At 57.6% G+C, this 17701-nt stretch carries 17 protein-coding genes; 13 read left to right on the forward strand and 4 right to left on the reverse strand.

The window, feature by feature from the left end; all coding sequences use genetic code 11:
- Window positions 1–281: 281 nt before the first annotated feature.
- A complete protein-coding gene (gene rpiA, locus SERS4_RS0120765) occupies window positions 282–938 on the reverse strand; it encodes a ribose-5-phosphate isomerase RpiA (RefSeq protein WP_017893879.1) in 657 nt (218 codons plus the stop codon).
- A gap of 203 nt (window positions 939–1141) precedes the next feature.
- On the opposite strand from rpiA, the gene SERS4_RS0120770 reads away from it, so the two are divergent.
- Window positions 1142–2035, forward strand: a complete 894-nt coding sequence (locus SERS4_RS0120770; protein ID WP_012146627.1) for a LysR family transcriptional regulator ArgP — start codon at window positions 1142–1144, stop codon at window positions 2033–2035.
- Window positions 2036–2407: 372 nt separating this feature from the next.
- Here the strand turns inward: SERS4_RS0120770 and SERS4_RS0120775 are convergent, their stop codons facing one another.
- From SERS4_RS0120775 to SERS4_RS0120785, 3 genes are all read right to left on the reverse strand, one after another.
- Window positions 2408–3139 carry an oxidative stress defense protein gene (locus SERS4_RS0120775; protein ID WP_012146628.1) on the reverse strand — a complete coding sequence of 244 codons (732 nt, stop codon included), beginning with the start codon at window positions 3137–3139 and terminating at the stop codon, window positions 2408–2410.
- Window positions 3140–3250: 111 nt separating this feature from the next.
- Window positions 3251–3868, reverse strand: coding sequence for an arginine exporter ArgO (argO, locus tag SERS4_RS0120780; RefSeq protein ID WP_012146629.1), 618 nt, complete (start codon window positions 3866–3868; stop codon window positions 3251–3253).
- A 123-nt stretch (window positions 3869–3991) separates the two neighbouring features.
- On the reverse strand, window positions 3992–4810 hold the full coding sequence (locus tag SERS4_RS0120785; protein ID WP_012146630.1) for an IclR family transcriptional regulator: 819 nt from the start codon (window positions 4808–4810) through the stop codon (window positions 3992–3994).
- 362 nt (window positions 4811–5172) lie between these two features.
- On the opposite strand from SERS4_RS0120785, the gene SERS4_RS0120790 reads away from it, so the two are divergent.
- The 12 genes from SERS4_RS0120790 to SERS4_RS0120845 all read left to right on the forward strand — a co-directional run bounded on the left by SERS4_RS0120790 (window position 5173) and on the right by SERS4_RS0120845 (window position 17516).
- A complete protein-coding gene (locus tag SERS4_RS0120790; RefSeq protein WP_017893881.1) occupies window positions 5173–6726 on the forward strand; it encodes a sugar ABC transporter ATP-binding protein in 1554 nt (517 codons plus the stop codon).
- Entirely contained in the window at window positions 6719–7801 is a 1083-nt protein-coding gene (locus SERS4_RS0120795) for an ABC transporter permease (protein WP_017893882.1), read from the forward strand. The genes SERS4_RS0120790 and SERS4_RS0120795 overlap by 8 nt, the downstream gene beginning before the upstream one ends.
- 15 nt (window positions 7802–7816) lie before the next feature.
- The gene (locus SERS4_RS0120800) at window positions 7817–8917 is read left to right on the forward strand and encodes a substrate-binding domain-containing protein (protein ID WP_017893883.1); all 1101 of its coding nucleotides are present in this window, start codon (window positions 7817–7819) and stop codon (window positions 8915–8917) included.
- Between the two features lie 11 nt (window positions 8918–8928).
- Entirely contained in the window at window positions 8929–9789 is an 861-nt protein-coding gene (locus tag SERS4_RS0120805) for an SMP-30/gluconolactonase/LRE family protein (protein ID WP_017893884.1), read from the forward strand.
- A gap of 256 nt (window positions 9790–10045) precedes the next feature.
- Window positions 10046–11044 carry a 3-dehydro-L-gulonate 2-dehydrogenase gene (gene yiaK / locus SERS4_RS0120810; RefSeq protein ID WP_012146635.1) on the forward strand — a complete coding sequence of 333 codons (999 nt, stop codon included), beginning with the start codon at window positions 10046–10048 and terminating at the stop codon, window positions 11042–11044.
- 13 nt (window positions 11045–11057) lie between these two features.
- Complete coding sequence (locus tag SERS4_RS0120815) at window positions 11058–11528, forward strand: YhcH/YjgK/YiaL family protein (protein WP_017893886.1); 471 nt, start codon at window positions 11058–11060, stop codon at window positions 11526–11528.
- A 108-nt stretch (window positions 11529–11636) separates the two neighbouring features.
- Window positions 11637–12932 carry an MFS transporter gene (locus tag SERS4_RS0120820; protein ID WP_012146637.1) on the forward strand — a complete coding sequence of 432 codons (1296 nt, stop codon included), beginning with the start codon at window positions 11637–11639 and terminating at the stop codon, window positions 12930–12932.
- Window positions 12932–14413 carry an FGGY-family carbohydrate kinase gene (locus SERS4_RS0120825; RefSeq protein WP_017893887.1) on the forward strand — a complete coding sequence of 494 codons (1482 nt, stop codon included), beginning with the start codon at window positions 12932–12934 and terminating at the stop codon, window positions 14411–14413. The genes SERS4_RS0120820 and SERS4_RS0120825 overlap by 1 nt, the downstream gene beginning before the upstream one ends.
- On the forward strand, window positions 14410–15066 hold the full coding sequence (gene ulaD / locus SERS4_RS0120830; RefSeq protein ID WP_012146639.1) for a 3-keto-L-gulonate-6-phosphate decarboxylase UlaD: 657 nt from the start codon (window positions 14410–14412) through the stop codon (window positions 15064–15066). Before SERS4_RS0120825 ends, ulaD begins: the two co-directional genes overlap by 4 nt.
- Before the next feature lies 1 nt (window position 15067).
- Window positions 15068–15928 (forward strand): L-ribulose-5-phosphate 3-epimerase, encoded by an 861-nt coding sequence (locus tag SERS4_RS0120835; RefSeq protein ID WP_017893888.1) that lies wholly within the window; start codon window positions 15068–15070, stop codon window positions 15926–15928.
- Window positions 15922–16623: an L-ribulose-5-phosphate 4-epimerase gene (gene araD / locus SERS4_RS0120840; RefSeq protein WP_017893889.1), complete on the forward strand. Its 702-nt coding sequence runs from the start codon at window positions 15922–15924 to the stop codon at window positions 16621–16623. The genes SERS4_RS0120835 and araD overlap by 7 nt, the downstream gene beginning before the upstream one ends.
- Window positions 16624–16817: 194 nt before the next feature.
- The gene (locus SERS4_RS0120845; protein WP_017893890.1) at window positions 16818–17516 is read left to right on the forward strand and encodes an RluA family pseudouridine synthase; all 699 of its coding nucleotides are present in this window, start codon (window positions 16818–16820) and stop codon (window positions 17514–17516) included.
- The last annotated feature ends 185 nt before the right edge of the window (window positions 17517–17701 follow it).

Raw genomic sequence — 17701 nt, forward strand, 5'->3', positions numbered from 1 at the left:
ACTTCAGAAGCGGCTGTTGTGAAACAGCACGCATCCAACATAACAAAAATATCGCGGGCGGCAATACAAACGATTGCCCGCCCGTCAGTACAAGGCTCAGCGTTGTTGGTGGTTTCTGGCAGAAAATGCCATAGGGAAAGAAATAGGCAGAAGCTTCGTGGAGCTATCGCTCGCAATGTGACATATGTCACCAAATTTGACGCTTTTAATAAAAGATATTTTAACCAGTGAATTATGCGGCCTGGTGGGATCCAAGACCGCATACCTGTAGCGGCACTACATTACTCGACAACCTTCACGCCGTCAGGCGTACCTACCAGCGCCACATCGGCACCCCGGTTGGCGAACAGACCCACGGTCACCACACCGGCGATGCCGTTGATTTTGTTTTCCAGCGCAATGGCGTCCATGATGCTCAGGTTATGCACATCGAGGATCACGTTGCCGTTATCGGTCAGGACATTCTGACGATACTCCGGCAGCCCGCCCAGCTTGACCAGCTCACGCGCTACGTAAGAACGTGCCATCGGGATCACTTCTACCGGCAGAGGGAATTTACCCAACACATCGACCTGTTTGCTGGAATCGACAATACAGATAAATTTGCGCGCGATAGCGGCAATGATTTTTTCACGCGTCAGCGCAGCGCCGCCGCCTTTGATCATCTGCATATGGCGGTTGATTTCATCCGCGCCGTCGACATAAATATCCAGTGAATCCACTTCATTGCTGTCGAAAACGTGGATACCGAGGCTTTTCAGCTTGGCGGTAGAGGCGTCAGAGCTGGACACCGCCCCTTCGATCTGGTGCTTGATCGAGCCGAGCGCGTCAATAAAGTGGGCGGCGGTCGAGCCAGTGCCGACCCCAACGATGGTGCCCGGGGTAACGTAATCCAGTGCTGCCCAGCCAACCGCTTTTTTCAGTTCATCCTGCGTCATAATATGTCCATTGCCTCTGTACGAAAACGTGTGCGTATTATAGGGTAAATCGCTATTTTTCACTTAGGCAGGATCACACTTCTTCACGCCAGGCCGCATTTTTAGGCGCGGTGCGGCAAGATAGCCCGGTGATTTTCCACCTGTAATACACCAGAGATGTGGCATAGTGCCTGTATCAATTTACTTTAAGGGATATCTTTCCGATGAAACGCCCAGACTATCGAACGCTGCAAGCGCTGGACGCGGTGATCCGTGAGCGTGGCTTTGAGCGCGCCGCGCAAAAACTTTGCATCACACAATCGGCAGTATCCCAGCGCATCAAGCAGTTGGAAAACCTGTTTGGCCAACCGCTGTTGGTGCGTACCGTGCCGCCACGCCCGACCGAGCAGGGCCAAAAACTGCTGGCGCTGTTGCACCAGGTGGAATTACTGGAAGAAGAGTGGCTGGGCAACGATACCGGCATTGATACGCCGCTGCTGCTGTCGCTGGCGGTTAACGCCGACAGCCTGGCGACCTGGCTGCTACCGGCATTGAAACCGGTGCTGACAGATTCGCCTATCCGCCTGAACCTGCAGGTCGAAGACGAAACCCGCACTCAGGAACGTCTGCGCCGGGGTGAAGTGGTGGGTGCAGTGAGTATCCAGCCACAGCCGCTGCCAAGCTGCCTGGTGGATCAACTGGGCGCGCTGGACTATTTGTTTGTCGCCTCGAAGGGTTTTGCCGAGCGTTACTTCCCGAACGGGGTTACGCGCTCCGCGCTACTCAAAGCGCCGGCGGTGGCGTTCGATCATCTCGACGACATGCACCAGGCTTTCCTGCAGCAGAACTTTGATCTGTCGCCGGGGAGCGTGCCCTGCCATATTGTGAACTCGTCGGAAGCCTTCGTGCAGTTGGCACGCCAGGGCACCACCTGCTGTATGATCCCGCATCTGCAGATTGAGAAAGAGTTGGCTTCGGGTGAACTGATCGATCTGACGCCGGGCCTGTTCCAGCGCCGCATGCTGTTCTGGCACCGCTTCGCGCCGGAGAGCCGCATGATGCGTAAAGTGACCGATGCCCTGCTGGAGCACGGCCGCCAGGTTCTGCGCCAGGATTAAATAGAAAAGGTTCGCCGCGGCGAACCTTTTGAGGTTACTGACAAAGTTGTTTTTAAGCCCGAGATACACGGGCCTAGCGCACCGAGGGGCTATTATGGGATACATCCCTGTATCCCACCCTTCGGGCCGACTGGAAGTCGTTCCAATTTGCTCCCGGCAAATTGGTCGACGGCCAAGGCCGTTACGACCCCTTCGGCACGCTCTCCCTAATAACGAGCTTTGTAAGTAGTCTGCAAAACCAGTGTTATACCCTAAATAATTGGAGCTGCATCAAGGCGGCCAGGGCAGGAGTCCCCAGGAGCTTACTCAAGTAAGTGACTGGGGTGACTGCCTGCAGCCAACACAGATGCAGCTTCAAGTATGACGGGTATATTATTGTGCCGCGTTGCGCTGCAACTCAAACACCACATCCACCTGATCGTCAAAGTGAATGCTTTGCTGTTCGTAGGTTTGTGCCGCGTCGCTTTCCGCTGCCGCACCCGCCGATTTATACATGCGCGCTACCGGCATCGGCTGGTAGTTGGCGACATGGTAACGAATGCTGTATACCGGCCCCAGCTTGGCGTTAAAGCCTTTCGCCAATGAAGCCGCCTGCTGAGTCGCGTTCTCGATAGCCTTCTGACGCGCCTGCTCACGGTAGACATCCGGTTTTGCCACGCCCAGCTCAACGGAACGGATCTCATTGAGACCGGATTTCAACGCCCCGTCCAGCAGCTCGTTCAACTTGTCCAACTGGCGCAACGTCACCTGTACCTGACGAACGGCACGGTAGCCTTTCAGCACCGACTCACCGGTTTTCAGGTAATCATATTCCGGCTGGGTGCGCAGGTTGGCGGCGCTGATGTCTTTCTTCTCAATATTGTTTTTCTGCAGGAAATCAAAATATTGCGCTACGCGCTCATCAACCTGCTTCTTCGCCTGGGCGGCGTCTTTGGATGAAACGCTGACCTCGATCGCCAGGGTGGCGATGTCTGGCGTCGCGTCAACGCTGGAGGTACCCGAGGTCACTACGTGCGGCCCTTCCGGCACTTCTGCCGCCTGCAGCGCCAGAGGTAACGTCCCTAATCCAATCATTGCGGCCATAGCCAATGCTTTAAGCTTCACGGTGTCTCCTTGATGACAGGCTCTAACTGATTACCGGCCTGAAAGGCCAGTTCCTTGGCATCAAAGCTAGCATATCGCACGGGTTTTTGAATTCGGATTAGTGACAAATTCTTATAAACTTGCCCCTTGCCAGGCCAACTGCAAGGCGATGCCCCACATCACCACCCCGACCAATGTATTAATGATGCGCTGCGCCATTTGGGTTTTCAGCCACGGCGCCAGCCAGGAGGCCAACAGTGCCAGGGCGAAGAACCACACGACGGAAGCGCTCACCGCCCCCAGCGCAAACCAGGAACGTACATCCGGCGTCAGTTGCCCCCCCAAACTTCCCAGCACCACAAAGGTGTCGAGATAGACATGCGGGTTCAGCCAGGTCACCGCCAGCATGGTAACCACCAGCCGCCAGCGGCTTTGCTTCAGCTCTTCGGCCGTCGCCAGCGCCAGTTGCCGGCTAAATGCGGTACGAAAGGCCCCCCAGCCGTACCACAGCAGAAAAGCTACCCCACCCCAGGTCACCAGCGCCAGCAGTAGCGGCGAGCGGCTCAGTAAGGCGCTGCCACCGAAAATCCCGCCGCAGATCAGCACGATGTCGCTCAGCGCACACAACGACGCGACCATCAGATGATACTGGCGACGAATGCCCTGATTCATAACAAAAACGTTTTGTGGGCCAAGCGGCAGGATCATCGCGGCGCTCAGGGCAAAGCCCTGCAAAAAGACAGCTAGCATGGTATTCCTCACAGAGAAAAGAGCGCCGTTCAGCGGCGCGTATCGGTCAATACGCGCATCATAGGAGGAAAAAATTATTAGGTGAAATTGATATTTCTAATCAACTATCAGCAATGCTAATAATCAGGCGGGAATAACAAATCCCAGCTCCTGAGAAATACGCTGTGCGGTCGCCAGCACCGGCTTAATCAGGGCTTTGACACCAATCTGTTGCAGTTTGGCGGTCGGCAAAGAGACCGACACCGCATAAGGCACCCGCTGTTGAATATCAAATACCGGTGCCGCCACGCAGGACACCCCCAGCTCATTCTCTTCGCGATCCATCGCCATGCCCTGCTTGCGAATATCGGCCAGTTCCTCATACATCTTCGGCAACTCGGTGATGGTATTGCGCGTCAATGTCTGAATTTCATGCTGATGGGTTTGCCAGTAACGATCGGGATAATCGCTGTTGCCGTAGGCCATAAAAATTTTGCCCATCGCCGAGCAATACAGCGGCATATGCTGGCCGATATAGGCGCGAGTGCGCATCATGCCGGTGGTTGGCTCCAGCTTGTAGATCAAAATGACATGGTCGTCTTCGCGGCTGGAGAAGTTAACCGTCTCCCCCACTTCCAGATTGAGCTGTTCCAGATGCGGCGCAGCGACATGGATAATATTCAGCGAAGAAAGCGCCTTCTGACCGACAGAAATAAACTTGGTGGTCAGACGGTAGCTACCGGGCGACGGCGCCTGAGTGACATAGCCGCTGGTATGTAGCCCCTGCAGCAGGCGATGGACGGTACTCTTGTTCATACCGGCCAACTCAGACAGGTGCGCCAGTGGGCAGCCGTTAGGGAAGTTGCTCAGGATCTCAATCAGTTGCAAACCACGGAACAGGCTTTGGCTGCCCAGGGGTTTGTCTTTCTTGTCATCTTTCTCGTCGACAGCTTTCAGGCTCATAGCGCAATTTCTCCAGTGTCGGGCCGCCAGCCAACGCCACGGCGTGGCAAACGGATCCTTTGCCGGGAATGTTACCCCAAGGCCCGCATCAGGTGAAGACGGAACGCCGTTTCATTGTCGTCAGCGGGTTAAAAACTCGCAACATTCCGCTAACTTCCGAAGTGAGTTGTGCGTCACAATTCCGCAAAGACATAAATAAATAATTGTTTTAAAAAGAAAATTAAAACCTCTCCTGCTTTGCTTTAGATCGGCAATCGGCATATTATTTTTGAAATTGAATTTCGCATATTGAAATTTAAAGGCGATATAACCACCAACAAGCATCACGCCGATCGCGGATGCAGGGACCAGGGGCGCATCACATGACACCAGAAAATGCGGAACAACCCATTCTCACCCTCAGCCATATCGTCAAACGCTTTGGCGGTAACGTCGCGGTGAATGACGTCAGCCTGCAGGTGATGCCGGGCGAAGTCCTGGCCTTGCTGGGCGAAAATGGCGCGGGCAAATCGACGCTGATCAAAGTACTGGCGGGGGTTTACCCACGCGACGCTGGCGATATTCAGTTTCAAGGGGCCAGCATAGCCTCCGCCGCGGCGATAAAAAGTGACAGCCGCCAGCCTATTGCCTTTATTCATCAGGATCTCGGGCTGATCGAATGGATGACGGTAGCGGAAAACATGGCGCTGGTGATGGGTTTCCCACGTCGTTTCGGCCTGATCGACTGGCGTGCCATTCGCCGCCGTGCCGTTCAGGCACTGCAGGATGTCGGCATAGAGTTGGATCCCGACGCCAGAGTCTTCGAACTGTCGCGTACCGAAAAATCGCTGTTGGCGATAGCCCGGGCGGTCGCGGTCAATGCCGAACTGCTGGTGCTGGATGAACCCACCGCCTCGCTGCCCGCCAACGATGTGCGCCACCTGTTCGCGGTGATTAACCGGCTACGTGCCAAAAAAGTCGGCATGATTTACGTCACCCATCGGCTGGATGAAGTAATCGAAATTGCCGACCGGGTGTGCGTTATGCGCGACGGCCGTTATGTGGCCGGTGGCAATACCGCCGATTATTCACTGCGCGATCTGGTGCAGATGATCGTCGGCGAAGCAATGGCTGACGATCAGCGTGAACCTCTGCCTGAAAATCAGCCGCCCGTGCTGCAACTCAATAACGTGGTGGTCGGTGATATCGGCCCGGTCAGCTTCAATCTGCAGCCTGGGGAAATGCTGGCGCTGGCCGGTCTGCGCGGCGCCGGTCAGGAAGAAATTGGCCGGTTGCTGTTTGGCCTGCGTCACGCTGATGAAGGCGAAATCCGCTTTCGCGAGCAAGGCTACACCGCCAGCAGCCCACAGCAAGCCATGGCCTGCGGCGTCTCATTGGTCGCAGGGGATCGCACCGGCGAAAGCCTGGTGATGTCGATGAGCGTGCGTGAAAACCTGTTTATCAACCCTGTGGCCAGCGGCCACAAACTGCTGTCACGCTATAGCCGCCGGGCCGAGATCGGGGCCAGTTGGTGGAAAGTTCAGTTGTTCGACGTGCGGCCCAAGGACGTCAATATCGATATCAGCGCCCTGTCCGGCGGCAACCAGCAAAAGGTGGTCATGGCACGCTGGATGCATCTGGCCGCCCCACTGCTGATCCTGGAAGATCCCACCGCCGGCGTCGACGTCGGCGCACGGGCGGAAATCTACCATCTGTTAAATAAATCCCTGGAGGAAGGCGTGGCGGTATTGGTTATCTCCAACGACTTTGAGGAGATCGCCCATATCTGCAACCGCGCACTGGTATTTAACCGGGGAAAAGTGGTCGGCGAGCTGAAAAATCAGCAGGTGTCATTCGCCAATTTATTGGAACTGGCCTCCGCCAGCGCCGGGGAAACTCTCGAGACAAGGTTAGAATCTGAGGTGGGTCATGTCTAAAACATCTGTTAAATCAACGGCACTAGAACAAAGAGTCAGCCTGTCGCAGGACGGCGCCGGCCCGTGGCTGATGCAGGTTCTTACCCGCTACGGCCTGCTGTTGCTGTGCATTGCGCTGGTGATCCTGTTTTCACTGATCTCCCCCACGTTCGCCTCAATGCTGACGCTGCAGGCGATCCTCTCCAGCAAAGCAAAAATCGCCCTGTTGGCGCTGGCGGCGACCATCCCGATGATCGTCGGCAAAATTGACCTTAACGTCGGCTTCGGCATCGTGCTGTGGCATATCCTGGCCATTACCTTACAGGTGGAATACGGCTTTTCGTGGCAGATGGCGGTGCTAACGGTGCTGGCACTCTCCGCGCTGTACGGCCTGTTGAACGGTATTTTGGTGGCGCTGGCGGATATCGACAGTTTCGTCGCCACCCTCGGATCAGGCACCGTTCTGTATGCCATTGCGCTGTGGCACTCCGGCGGACGACAGATCGTCGGCGATCTGCCGGACGCCTTTATCGCCCTGCACCACACCGAGATCGGCGGGATCCCGATCGTGGCGTTCTACGTGTTGATCGTCGCGGTGGTGCTGTGGTTGATCACCGAACACACTCCACTGGGCCGTTGCATGTATGCCGTTGGCGGTAACCCGGCGGCGGCGCGGCTGAACGGCATTTCGGTCAATCGCTTTACCATCGGTGCCTTTATCGCCTCCAGCGTGCTGACCGGCTTTAGCGGGGTGCTGATCGCCGCCGAGCAGGGTGTTGGCCAGGCCAGCGTCGGCATGGACTATCTATTGCCCGCGCTGGTGGGTGCCTTCCTCGGCAGTACCACCATTCGTCCCGGTCGGGTTAACGTCTGGGGCACCGTAGTCGGCATCGCCATTCTGGCTATCGGCATCGCCGGTATCCAGCAGTTTGGCGGTGAGTTCTGGGTCGAACCGCTGTTTAACGGTGCGACGCTGTTGCTGTCAATCACGCTGGCAGGCTACGCCCAACGCCGTCGGCTACTCAATCAAAAAGCGGTTCAACGCAGCCCAGCCACTTCGGCTGATAAAAATAACCATAAAGCGATCAATCCTTAACCAGGAGTTCACCGAATGAAACATCTTTGGATATTGCCCACCACCCTGCTGCTGGCCAGCGCCACCTCATCCGCCTGGGCCGATGCCTATCTCGACCAGGCCACGGCGGCGGTCACCAAGGCCACCGCCAGCGTGACCCAGTGGGATGGCCCCACCAGCGGGCCAAAGTTACAGGCCAACAAGAAAATCATCTTTATCGCTTCGGACATGAAAAACGGCGGCGTGCAGGGCGTGCAGGAAGGGCTGAGTGAAGCGGCGAAAGCGGCCGGCTGGAAATTGGAAACCCTGGATGGCGGCGGCTCGGTGAAAGATCAGCTGGCGTCACTGAACCAGGCGATTGCCCAGAAGCCGGACGGTATCGTGATCGGCGGCTGGAACCCGAACGTGGCCAAGATCCCGCTGAAAAAAGCCATCCAGCAAGGCATTGTGCTGACCGCCTGGCATGCAGTGCCTGAGCCGGGGCCAATCGCCAAATACAACGTGTTTTACAATGTCACCTCCGACTCCAATGAAGTGGCACGCATCGCCGCCCAGTATGCGGTGGTGCAGTCCGGCGGCAAGGCCAGCGTGTTGATCTTTACCGATTCGCTGTACCAAATCGCGCTGGACAAGGCCAACGTAATGAAAGAGGAAATTGGCAAATGCAGCGGCTGTAAGGTGGTCGAGTTTATCGACACCCCGCTGGCGGATACCGCCAACCGCATGCCGGCCATGACTTTCAGCCTGCTGCAAAAATACGGCGACCAGTTCCAGTACGCGCTGGCCATTAACGATCTGTATTTTGATTTTATGGCCCCGGCGCTGAAAACCGCGGGCAAAGGCGGCAACAATGCGCCCTACAGCATCTCGGCCGGCGACGGCTCTATTTCCGCCTACCAACGTATCCGCTCTGGGGGCAGCCAATCGGCTACGGTACCGGAACCGCTTAAACTGCACGGCTGGCAACTGCTGGATGAGTTTAACCGCGCCTTCGCCAAACAGCCGCCTTCCGGCTACGTCACCCCGGCGCACCTGGTGACCCGCGACAATATCACTGCCGACGGTGGCAGCAGCAATCGGTATGACCCGCAAAATGATTATCAGGGCCACTACAAAGCCATTTGGGGCGTGAAGTAAGCGGAGGCAGCATGAACCCACTGATGACAGGTCACCCGCTTGAACGCCTGTGCTCACCGGCCATTTGGGCCGAGGGGCCGGTGTGGCTGCCGCTGCAGGATGCGGTGGTGTTCAGCGACGTGAAAGGCAACCGCATGTTCCACTGGTCGCGACAGGGAGAACTCAGCCTGTGGCGCTCCCCGTCGCACTATGCCAACGGCAATGCGCGCGATGCCGAAGGCCGGGTGATCAGCTGCGAACACGGGCGGCGCGGCATCAGCCGCACCGAAAGCAACGGTGAGATGCAAATGCTGGTCGATCGAGTAGACGGCAAGCGCTTCAACTCCCCTAATGACCTGGTGGTTCGCTCCGATGGCACCCTTTGGTTTACCGACCCGCCCTATGGCATCACCGGGGATGAAGAGGGTTACAAATCGGAAAGCCAGATCATCGGCTGCTACCTCTACTGTTTTGATCCGCGCGACGGCTCGCTGAACATTGCCGCCAGTGACCTGCAGCGGCCAAACGGCCTGGCGTTCTCACCGGATGAGTCACTGTTATATGTGGCGGACATGTCGATCGTTGATTTCCCGACCCTCGGCCGCAGTGAACTGCGGGTCTATCAGGTCAATGGGCGTGAACTGGACGCCGGTCGGCGTTTCGTCAGCGTGGCGCCCGACTTCCCAGACGGCTTTTGTGTTGATGAGATCGGTAACCTGTTTTGCAGCTGTGCCGATGGGGTACTGATCTTCAACAGCCAGGGAAAACAGCTCGGTAAGATTGAGGTACCGGAACGCGTCTCTAACTGCACCTTCGGCGGGCCGGACGGCAATGAGTTGTACATTACCGCCACCACCTCGTTATACCGCATGGTGCTGAATACTCGCGGATAACGGGGAAAAATGATGTTGGCAGAGCGGGCCTGTTCCGCTCTGCTTTGCCACGTCTGAAGCACGTCAATGCCCCAAAACGTGTTGTCGATCACAAATTCATCAGATTAATTTAACACACTGTTTTATATAAATAACTTTCTCTTCCGTCGCTTTGACTTCGTTTAACCGCAGGTATAGCATTTATTTGAAATGCAATTCCGTATACTGAAATACAAAGAGCACAAAACAAACAAACACGCCGTAGCGGAGAATCAGGATGAGAGTGAGTTACACCGATCTAAAGCAGCAATTCAAACGCGTGCTATTGGCGCGGGGCGTGGCGGAAGGCACCGCCGATGACTGTGCCGGTATGTTCGCCGATACCTCCGCCAGCGGCGTTTACTCCCACGGCGTTAACCGTTTCCCACGTTTTATTCAGCAGTTGGACGCTGGCGATATTGTGCCGGACGCCGAGCCCAGTAAGCTGCTGTCGCTGGGTGCAATTGAGCAATGGGACGCCCATCAGGGCATAGGTAACCTCACCGCCCGCAAGATGATGGATCGCGCCATGCAGTTAGCCGACGGCCACGGTATCGGGCTGGTGGCCCTGCGTAATGCCAACCACTGGATGCGCGGCGGCGGCTACGGCTGGCAAGCGGCAGAGAAAGGCTATATCGGCATTTGCTGGACCAACTCAGCAGCAGTGATGCCGCCCTGGGGAGCCAAAGAGTGCCGCATCGGCACCAATCCATTGATCGTCGCGGTGCCGGGTAACCCAATCACCATGGTGGATATGTCGATGTCGATGTTCTCCTATGGCGCGTTGGAGCTGAACCGGCTGGCGGGCAAAACCCTGCCAGTGGACGGCGGCTTTGACAACGACGGGCAATTGACGCGCGATCCGGCCACCATTGAAGAGAACCGTCGCATTCTTCCGATGGGCTACTGGAAAGGATCGGCGCTGTCGGTAGTGCTGGATATGATTGCCACCCTGCTTTCCGGCGGATCTTCAGTCGCGGAAGTCACCGAGGACAACAGTGACGAGTACGGCGTGTCGCAGGTGTTTATCGCCATTGAGATCGAACGCTTGATCGACGGTGCCACTCGCGATGCAAAACTGCAGCGCATCATGGACTACATCACCAGCGCCGAACGCGATAACCCGGAGGTGGCTATCCGCCTGCCGGGCCATAAATTCCCACGCATTCATGCAGAAAACATGCGTGACGGCATTCCGGTGGATGAGCGCATCTGGGCGCGCATTCAGGCGCTGTAACAGGAGAAACACCATGATCTTTGGCCATATCGCCAATACCTCACCGGAGCACTACCCGGCACCGGTGGCTCACGCCATCGCCTATTTGCAAGGCACGGATTTCAGCGCCCTGCCCGCCGGACGTTATCAGGATCCCGCTACCGGCTATGTAGTACAGGTGCTGGATCTGCACACCCAGCAACCGAGCGATCTGCGGCCCGAAGTGCACCGTCAAAATGTTGATGTGCAGTTTCTGGTCAGCGGCAGCGAATTGATCGGCGTGGCGGCGGATCGTGGCGATAACCCGATCCATCAGGAATTACTGGCGCAGCGCGACATTATTTTTTATCAGGACGTCGCGGATGAATCCTGGTTAACCATGCAGCCCGGTAACTTTGCGGTATTTTTCCCGCAGGATGTTCATCGCCCGGCCTGTATTCATCAACAACCCTGCGATATTCGCAAAGTAGTGGTGAAAATACCGCTGGCATTATTTAGCGCCTGACCGACAGCAAAGGAATCAAAGATAAAAATCATCGGCCTACGGGCGGGTGTGGGCGCCCCTGCGCCTTAAACCACCAAAACAATAAAATCTGACCCTACAGGTGTATATATGAATATTGCCTCTGTTTCTGTCACTCAAAACCAGGCGATCCCCAAATTACGCTGGCTGCGGATCGTGCCGCCGATCCTGATTACCTGCATCATTTCCTATATGGACCGGGTGAATATCGCCTTCGCCATGCCCGGTGGTATGGATGCCGAGCTGGGTATTACCGCCTCGATGGCCGGTTTGGCCGGCGGCATCTTCTTTATCGGTTATCTGTTCCTGCAGGTACCCGGCGGCAAGTTGGCGGTGTACGGCAACGGCAAGAAATTCATCGGTTGGTCGCTGCTGGCCTGGGCGATTATTTCGGTGCTGACCGGGCTGGTCAGTAACCAGTATCAACTGTTGTTCCTGCGCTTTGCCCTGGGCGTCTCCGAGGGCGGCATGCTGCCGGTGGTGCTGACCATGATCAGCAACTGGTTCCCGGACAAGGAACGCGGCCGTGCCAACGCCATCGTCATTATGTTCGTGCCGATAGCCGGTATTCTCACCGCCCCACTGTCCGGCTGGATCATCACCGTCTGGGACTGGCGTATGCTGTTTCTGGTGGAAGGCGCGCTGTCGCTGGTGGTGATGGTGCTGTGGTACTTCACCATCAGCAACCGTCCGCAGGAGGCCAAGTGGATTTCAGCAGCGGAAAAAGACTACCTGATCAAAACGCTGCATGACGAACAACTGCTGATCAAAGGCAAAACGGTGCGCAACGCCTCGCTGCGCCGGGTGTTGGGCGACAAGATCATGTGGCAGCTGATCCTGGTGAACTTCTTCTACCAGACCGGGATTTACGGCTACACCCTGTGGCTGCCGACCATCCTCAAGGGGCTGACCAACGGCAACATGGAACAGGTCGGCATACTGGCTATTCTGCCCTACATCGGTGCCATCTTCGGCATGCTGGTGATTTCCTCACTCTCCGATCGTACCGGAAAACGCAAAATCTTCGTCGCGCTGCCGCTGGCCTGCTTCGCCATCTGCATGGCGCTGTCGGTACTGTTGAAAGATCACATCTGGTGGTCCTACGCCGCGCTGGTCGGCTGCGGGGTATTCATCCAGGCCGCCGCCGGGGTGTTCTGGACCATTCCTCCCAAACTGTTCAATGCCGAAGTGGCCGGTGGGGCACGCGGCGTGATCAACGCACTGGGCAACCTGGGCGGTTTCTGCGGCCCTTATATGGTCGGCGTATTGATCAGCCTGTTCAGCAAGGACGTCGGCGTTTACAGCCTGGCGGTATCACTGGCCATTGCCTCGGTGCTGGCGCTGATGCTGCCGAACAAATGCGACCAAAGCGCGAGGGCCGAATAATGGACTATTGGTTGGGGTTGGACTGCGGCGGCACCTTTATCAAAGCCGGGCTGTATGACCGTCAGGGAACTGAACTGGGCATCGCTCGCCGCAACCTGGACATTGTCTCGCCCCAACCGGGTTGGGCGGAGCGGGATATGCCTGCGCTATGGCACACCGCTGCCGAGGTGATCCGCGAGTTGCTGGCCCGCAACAAGATTGCTGTCGGTGATATTCAGGCCGTCGGCATCTCGGCGCAGGGCAAAGGGGCGTTTCTGCTGGACCAGCAAGGGCAGCCACTGGGTAATGCCATGCTGTCTTCTGACCAGCGCGCACTGGCGCTGGTGCAGGAATGGCAAAAACAGGGCGTGCCGCAGACGCTGTATTCGCAGACCCGGCAAACGCTGTGGACCGGTCACCCGGTGTCGCTGCTGCGCTGGGTTCGGCAGCATCAGCCGGAACGTTATCGCCAGATCGGCAGCGTACTGATGGCCCACGATTATCTGCGCTACTGCCTGACCGGCGAGTTGGCCTGTGAAGAAACCAATATCTCCGAATCCAATCTTTACCAAATGGCCGAGGGTCGCTATGACCCGGCGCTGGCACAGCTGCTGGGCATTGGCGACATCATGCCCACCCTGCCGCCGATTGTCGGTTCGGCCGAAATCGCCGGACGGATCAACGCCGCCGCTGCAAAGGCAACCGGGCTATTGGCAGGTACGCCAGTGGTCGGCGGGCTGTTCGATGTGGTGTCCACCGCGCTGTGCGCCGGGTTACACGACGAAACGCGGCTCAACGCAGTGATGGGCACCTGGTCGGTTACCAGCGGCATTACCGACAAAATCACCGACGGTTTCGACCACCCGTTTGTTTATGGTCGCCACGCCGAAGCCGGCAAATACATTGTGCACGAAGCCAGCCCAACCTCTGCCGCCAACCTGGAGTGGTTCTGCCGACAATGGGGGCTGCAGGACTACGCCCAGCTCAACGACTGGGTGGCAACGCTGCCGAAGGCCGACAGCAGCCTGCTGTTTGTTCCCTTCCTGTACGGCTCCAACGCCGGGTTGGGCCTGAGCGCCAGCTTTCACGGCATGCAGGCCTTCCACCAGCGCGAGCACTTGGTACAGGCGATTTATGAAGGCGTGGTGTTCTGCCATATGACCCACCTCAACCGCATGCGGCAACGCTTCCCTGCGGCTACTGCGCTGCGCGTCACCGGCGGTCCTGCCAAATCCGCCCCCTGGATGCAAATGTTCGCCGACGTCAGCGACCTACCGGTGGAACTGCCGCAGGTGGAAGAAACCGGCTGCCTGGGTGCAGCCATGGCGGCAATGGTCGGCAGCGGCGTATTCAGCGATTTCACTGCCGCCCAGCGAGCGCTGGCACCGCGCATCGAACGGGTGCTGCCGGACGCAGCAGCAGCAGAGGCTTACGGTAAAAAATATCAATGTTATCAAGCGCTGGTAGCCACGCTGCAATCCATCCAGAAGGAGGCCCTATGAGCAACAAACCGCGTCTGCAACTGGCGCTCGATCACACCCGGCTGGACGCCGCCCTGCAAACGGCAGAACGCCTGCAGCCGCACGTCGACATTATCGAGGCCGGCACCATTTTATGCATCAGCGCCGGTATCCAGGCGGTGAGCGCGCTGCGTGAACGCTGCCCACAACATACGCTGGTGGCCGACCTGAAAGTGGCCGATGCCGGTGGCACGCTGGCACAGCAGGCCTTCAGCCACGGTGCCAACTGGATGACGGTGATCTGCGCCGCGCCGTTAGCCACCATGGCCAGCGCGCTGGAGGTGGCGCAACAGCACCAGGGCGAGATCCAGATTGAGCTGTTCGGCCGCTGGACGCTGGACGATGCCCGGCAGTGGCGCGAGCTTGGCATCCGCCAGGCGATCTACCACCGTGGCCGCGACGCCCAGGCCAGCGGACAAACCTGGGGCCGGCAGGATTTGGATCTGATGAAAGCGTTGTCGGATCTGGGCATTGAGCTGTCGGTCACTGGCGGCATCACCCCGACCGATTTACCGCTGTTTAAGGACATCGCCGTTACCGCTTTTATCGTCGGCCGGGCGTTGGCAGAAGCTGCCGATCCGCTGACCGCCGCCGGTCAGTTCCGCACCGCCATTGATGACATCTGGAGAAGTTGATATGCGCCAGCACCCATTGGGAATTTATGAAAAAGCCCTGCCGAAACACCTGACCTGGCCCGAGCGTCTGGCGCTGGCCAAGGCCTGCGGTTTTGATTTTGTCGAAATGTCGGTGGATGAAAGTGACGAACGGCTGGCACGCCTGAGCTGGAGCAAAGAACAGCGGCTGTCGCTAGTCAGCGCCATGCTGGAAACCGGCATCAGCATCCCATCAATGTGTCTGTCCGGCCACCGCCGCTTTCCGTTCGGCAGCCATGACGATGCGCTGCGCCAACGCGCCTTCGAGGTGATGGAACAGGCGATCCAACTGGCGAAGGACGTAGGTATCCGTACCATCCAGCTCGCCGGTTATGACGTCTATTACGAACAGCAGGACGAAAGCACCCTCGCCCGCTTCACCGAGGGCATGCAATGGGCGGTCGAACGCGCCGCCGCCGCCCAGGTGATGCTGGCGGTGGAAATCATGGACACCGCTTTTATGAACTCAATCAGCAAGTGGAAGGTCTGGGATACCTGCCTGGCATCGCCGTGGTTCACGGTCTATCCGGACGTCGGTAATCTCAGCGCCTGGGGCAATGACGTGGCGCAGGAACTGGCGCTGGGCATTGACCGCATCGCCGCCATCCATCTGAAAGACACCTATCCGGTCACCGAAAGCTCGCCAGGGCAGTTCCGCGACGTGCCCTTTGGCGAAGGCTGCGTCGACTTCGTCGCGCTATTCCGCACGCTGAAACAGCTTAACTATCGCGGCGCTTTCCTGATCGAGATGTGGACCGAGAAAGCCGAAGAGCCAGTGGCAGAAATCGTACAGGCACGCCGCTGGATCGAACAAAAAATGCAACAAGGGGGTATGACATGCTAACGCTGTCGCAGCTGAAACAACAGGTACTGGAAGCCAACCTCGACCTGCCGCGCCATAACCTGGTGACTTTCACCTGGGGCAACGTCAGCGCGGTGGATCGCGAACGCGGGCTGGTGGTGATCAAGCCTTCCGGCGTGGAATATGAACACATGGTGGCCGAGGACATGGTGGTGGTCAGCCTCGCCAGTGGCCAAACCGTCGAGGGCAGCAAAAAGCCCTCCTCGGACACCGCCACCCATCTGGCGCTGTACCGTGAATTTGCCGATATCGGCGGCATCGTACACACCCATTCGCGCCACGCCACCATCTGGGCGCAGGCCGGGCTGGACATCCCCGCCTGGGGCACTACCCACGCCGACTATTTCTACGGTGCCATTCCCTGCACCCGGCTGATGACCGAGGACGAAATTGCGCAGGATTACGAACTGGAGACCGGCAAGGTGATTATCGACACCTTCCAACGACGCGGTATCAGCCCGAACGCCATTCCGGCGGTGCTGGTCAACTCACACGGTCCCTTTGCCTGGGGCAAGGACGCGCACAGCGCGGTACACAACGCGGTGGTGCTGGAAGAAATTGCCTATATGGGGATTTTCTCGCGCCAACTGACGCCGGGCATCAGCAGCATGCAGCCCGCACTGCTGGATAAACACTACCTGCGCAAACACGGCAAGAATGCGTATTACGGGCAATAAATTGGCTTGGCGGGCCTCAGTTCCAGTATCAAAAGTTTTCACCGGATGCTTTGAGGCATCTGGTGAAGACAAAGTTAGCTGGCATGGAAATCAGCCTTCTCGGTTTTTCCCCGCCCTGTTGCCAGGCGATCGTAATTCGTCAGCCGGTTTAAAATTCGTTATCATCCGCACCCACTCTCCCTCCGGGTTGCCTGATGTCCAAGATTATCGATACCTTTATTGCCCCGCCGTGCCATGAGCAGATCGAGATCCTCTATCAGGACGAAAGTCTGGTGCTGATCAATAAGCCCACCGGGCTGCTCAGCCTGTCGGGGAAAAATCCGCAAAATCTCGATTCAGTGCATCATCGGCTGGTACAGCAATTCCCCGGCTGCACGTTGATCCACCGCCTGGATTTCGGTACTTCCGGGCTGATGGTGATTGCCCGCAATAAGGCTATCAATGCCGCCCTCTGCCAGCAGTTCAGCCAGCGTACCGTGACCAAAGTGTACAGCGCACTGCTGTGCGGGCATCTGGCCGATAACGAAGGGGTGATAGACGCAGCGATTGCCAAAGATCCGGCGTTGTTCCCGCTGATGTCGATTTGCGCCATCCACGGCAAGCCCGCTCGCTCCGGCTATCAGGTCATTGAGCGCTTTTATCATGAGTTGGCAGACGGAACGTCACTGCCATTGACGCGGGTGCAGCTAACCCCGGAAACCGGGCGTACTCATCAACTGCGCATCCACTGTCAGCAATTGGGCCACCCTATTTTGGGCTGTGACCTGTATGGCGGTCTCCTACTGCCCGGCACCGAACGGACCCCGCGGCTGATGCTGCACGCCAGTGAGCTGCATTTTGTTCATCCCATGACCGAAGAGCCAATCAAAGCCCATCACGCCAGCCCGTTCTGAAAGCGAAAGTATCTATTATTAGCGCCCTCTGCTTCCCCTGCGTGAAACCCGCAAAAGATCATCGGCTTCCCCCGTAACATCGCTGCAAGCCCTTGGCTCTGGTGTATACTCGGGTTTCTACGCCATGCCAGCCAAAGCGGCTTTGGCTCAGGCCCGTTTCAGCCGGAACCTGACGCCTATTCTGC

The organism is Serratia sp. S4 (assembly GCF_000347995.1).
GTDB lineage: Bacteria > Pseudomonadota > Gammaproteobacteria > Enterobacterales > Enterobacteriaceae > Serratia > Serratia quinivorans.

What these genes read in the sequence shown, in the direction of transcription:
- rpiA (WP_017893879.1), bottom strand. Translation starts at nt 938, where the DNA reads ATGACGCAGGATGAACTGAAAAAAGCGGTTGGCTGGGCAGCACTGGAT.
- SERS4_RS0120770 (WP_012146627.1), top strand. Translation starts at nt 1,142, where the DNA reads ATGAAACGCCCAGACTATCGAACGCTGCAAGCGCTGGACGCGGTGATC.
- argO (WP_012146629.1), bottom strand. Translation starts at nt 3,868, where the DNA reads ATGCTAGCTGTCTTTTTGCAGGGCTTTGCCCTGAGCGCCGCGATGATC.
- SERS4_RS0120785 (WP_012146630.1), bottom strand. Translation starts at nt 4,810, where the DNA reads ATGAGCCTGAAAGCTGTCGACGAGAAAGATGACAAGAAAGACAAACCC.
- SERS4_RS0120790 (WP_017893881.1), top strand. Translation starts at nt 5,173, where the DNA reads ATGACACCAGAAAATGCGGAACAACCCATTCTCACCCTCAGCCATATC.
- SERS4_RS0120795 (WP_017893882.1), top strand. Translation starts at nt 6,719, where the DNA reads ATGTCTAAAACATCTGTTAAATCAACGGCACTAGAACAAAGAGTCAGC.
- SERS4_RS0120800 (WP_017893883.1), top strand. Translation starts at nt 7,817, where the DNA reads ATGAAACATCTTTGGATATTGCCCACCACCCTGCTGCTGGCCAGCGCC.
- SERS4_RS0120805 (WP_017893884.1), top strand. Translation starts at nt 8,929, where the DNA reads ATGAACCCACTGATGACAGGTCACCCGCTTGAACGCCTGTGCTCACCG.
- yiaK (WP_012146635.1), top strand. Translation starts at nt 10,046, where the DNA reads ATGAGAGTGAGTTACACCGATCTAAAGCAGCAATTCAAACGCGTGCTA.
- SERS4_RS0120815 (WP_017893886.1), top strand. Translation starts at nt 11,058, where the DNA reads ATGATCTTTGGCCATATCGCCAATACCTCACCGGAGCACTACCCGGCA.
- SERS4_RS0120820 (WP_012146637.1), top strand. Translation starts at nt 11,637, where the DNA reads ATGAATATTGCCTCTGTTTCTGTCACTCAAAACCAGGCGATCCCCAAA.
- SERS4_RS0120825 (WP_017893887.1), top strand. Translation starts at nt 12,932, where the DNA reads ATGGACTATTGGTTGGGGTTGGACTGCGGCGGCACCTTTATCAAAGCC.
- ulaD (WP_012146639.1), top strand. Translation starts at nt 14,410, where the DNA reads ATGAGCAACAAACCGCGTCTGCAACTGGCGCTCGATCACACCCGGCTG.
- SERS4_RS0120835 (WP_017893888.1), top strand. Translation starts at nt 15,068, where the DNA reads ATGCGCCAGCACCCATTGGGAATTTATGAAAAAGCCCTGCCGAAACAC.
- araD (WP_017893889.1), top strand. Translation starts at nt 15,922, where the DNA reads ATGCTAACGCTGTCGCAGCTGAAACAACAGGTACTGGAAGCCAACCTC.
- SERS4_RS0120845 (WP_017893890.1), top strand. Translation starts at nt 16,818, where the DNA reads ATGTCCAAGATTATCGATACCTTTATTGCCCCGCCGTGCCATGAGCAG.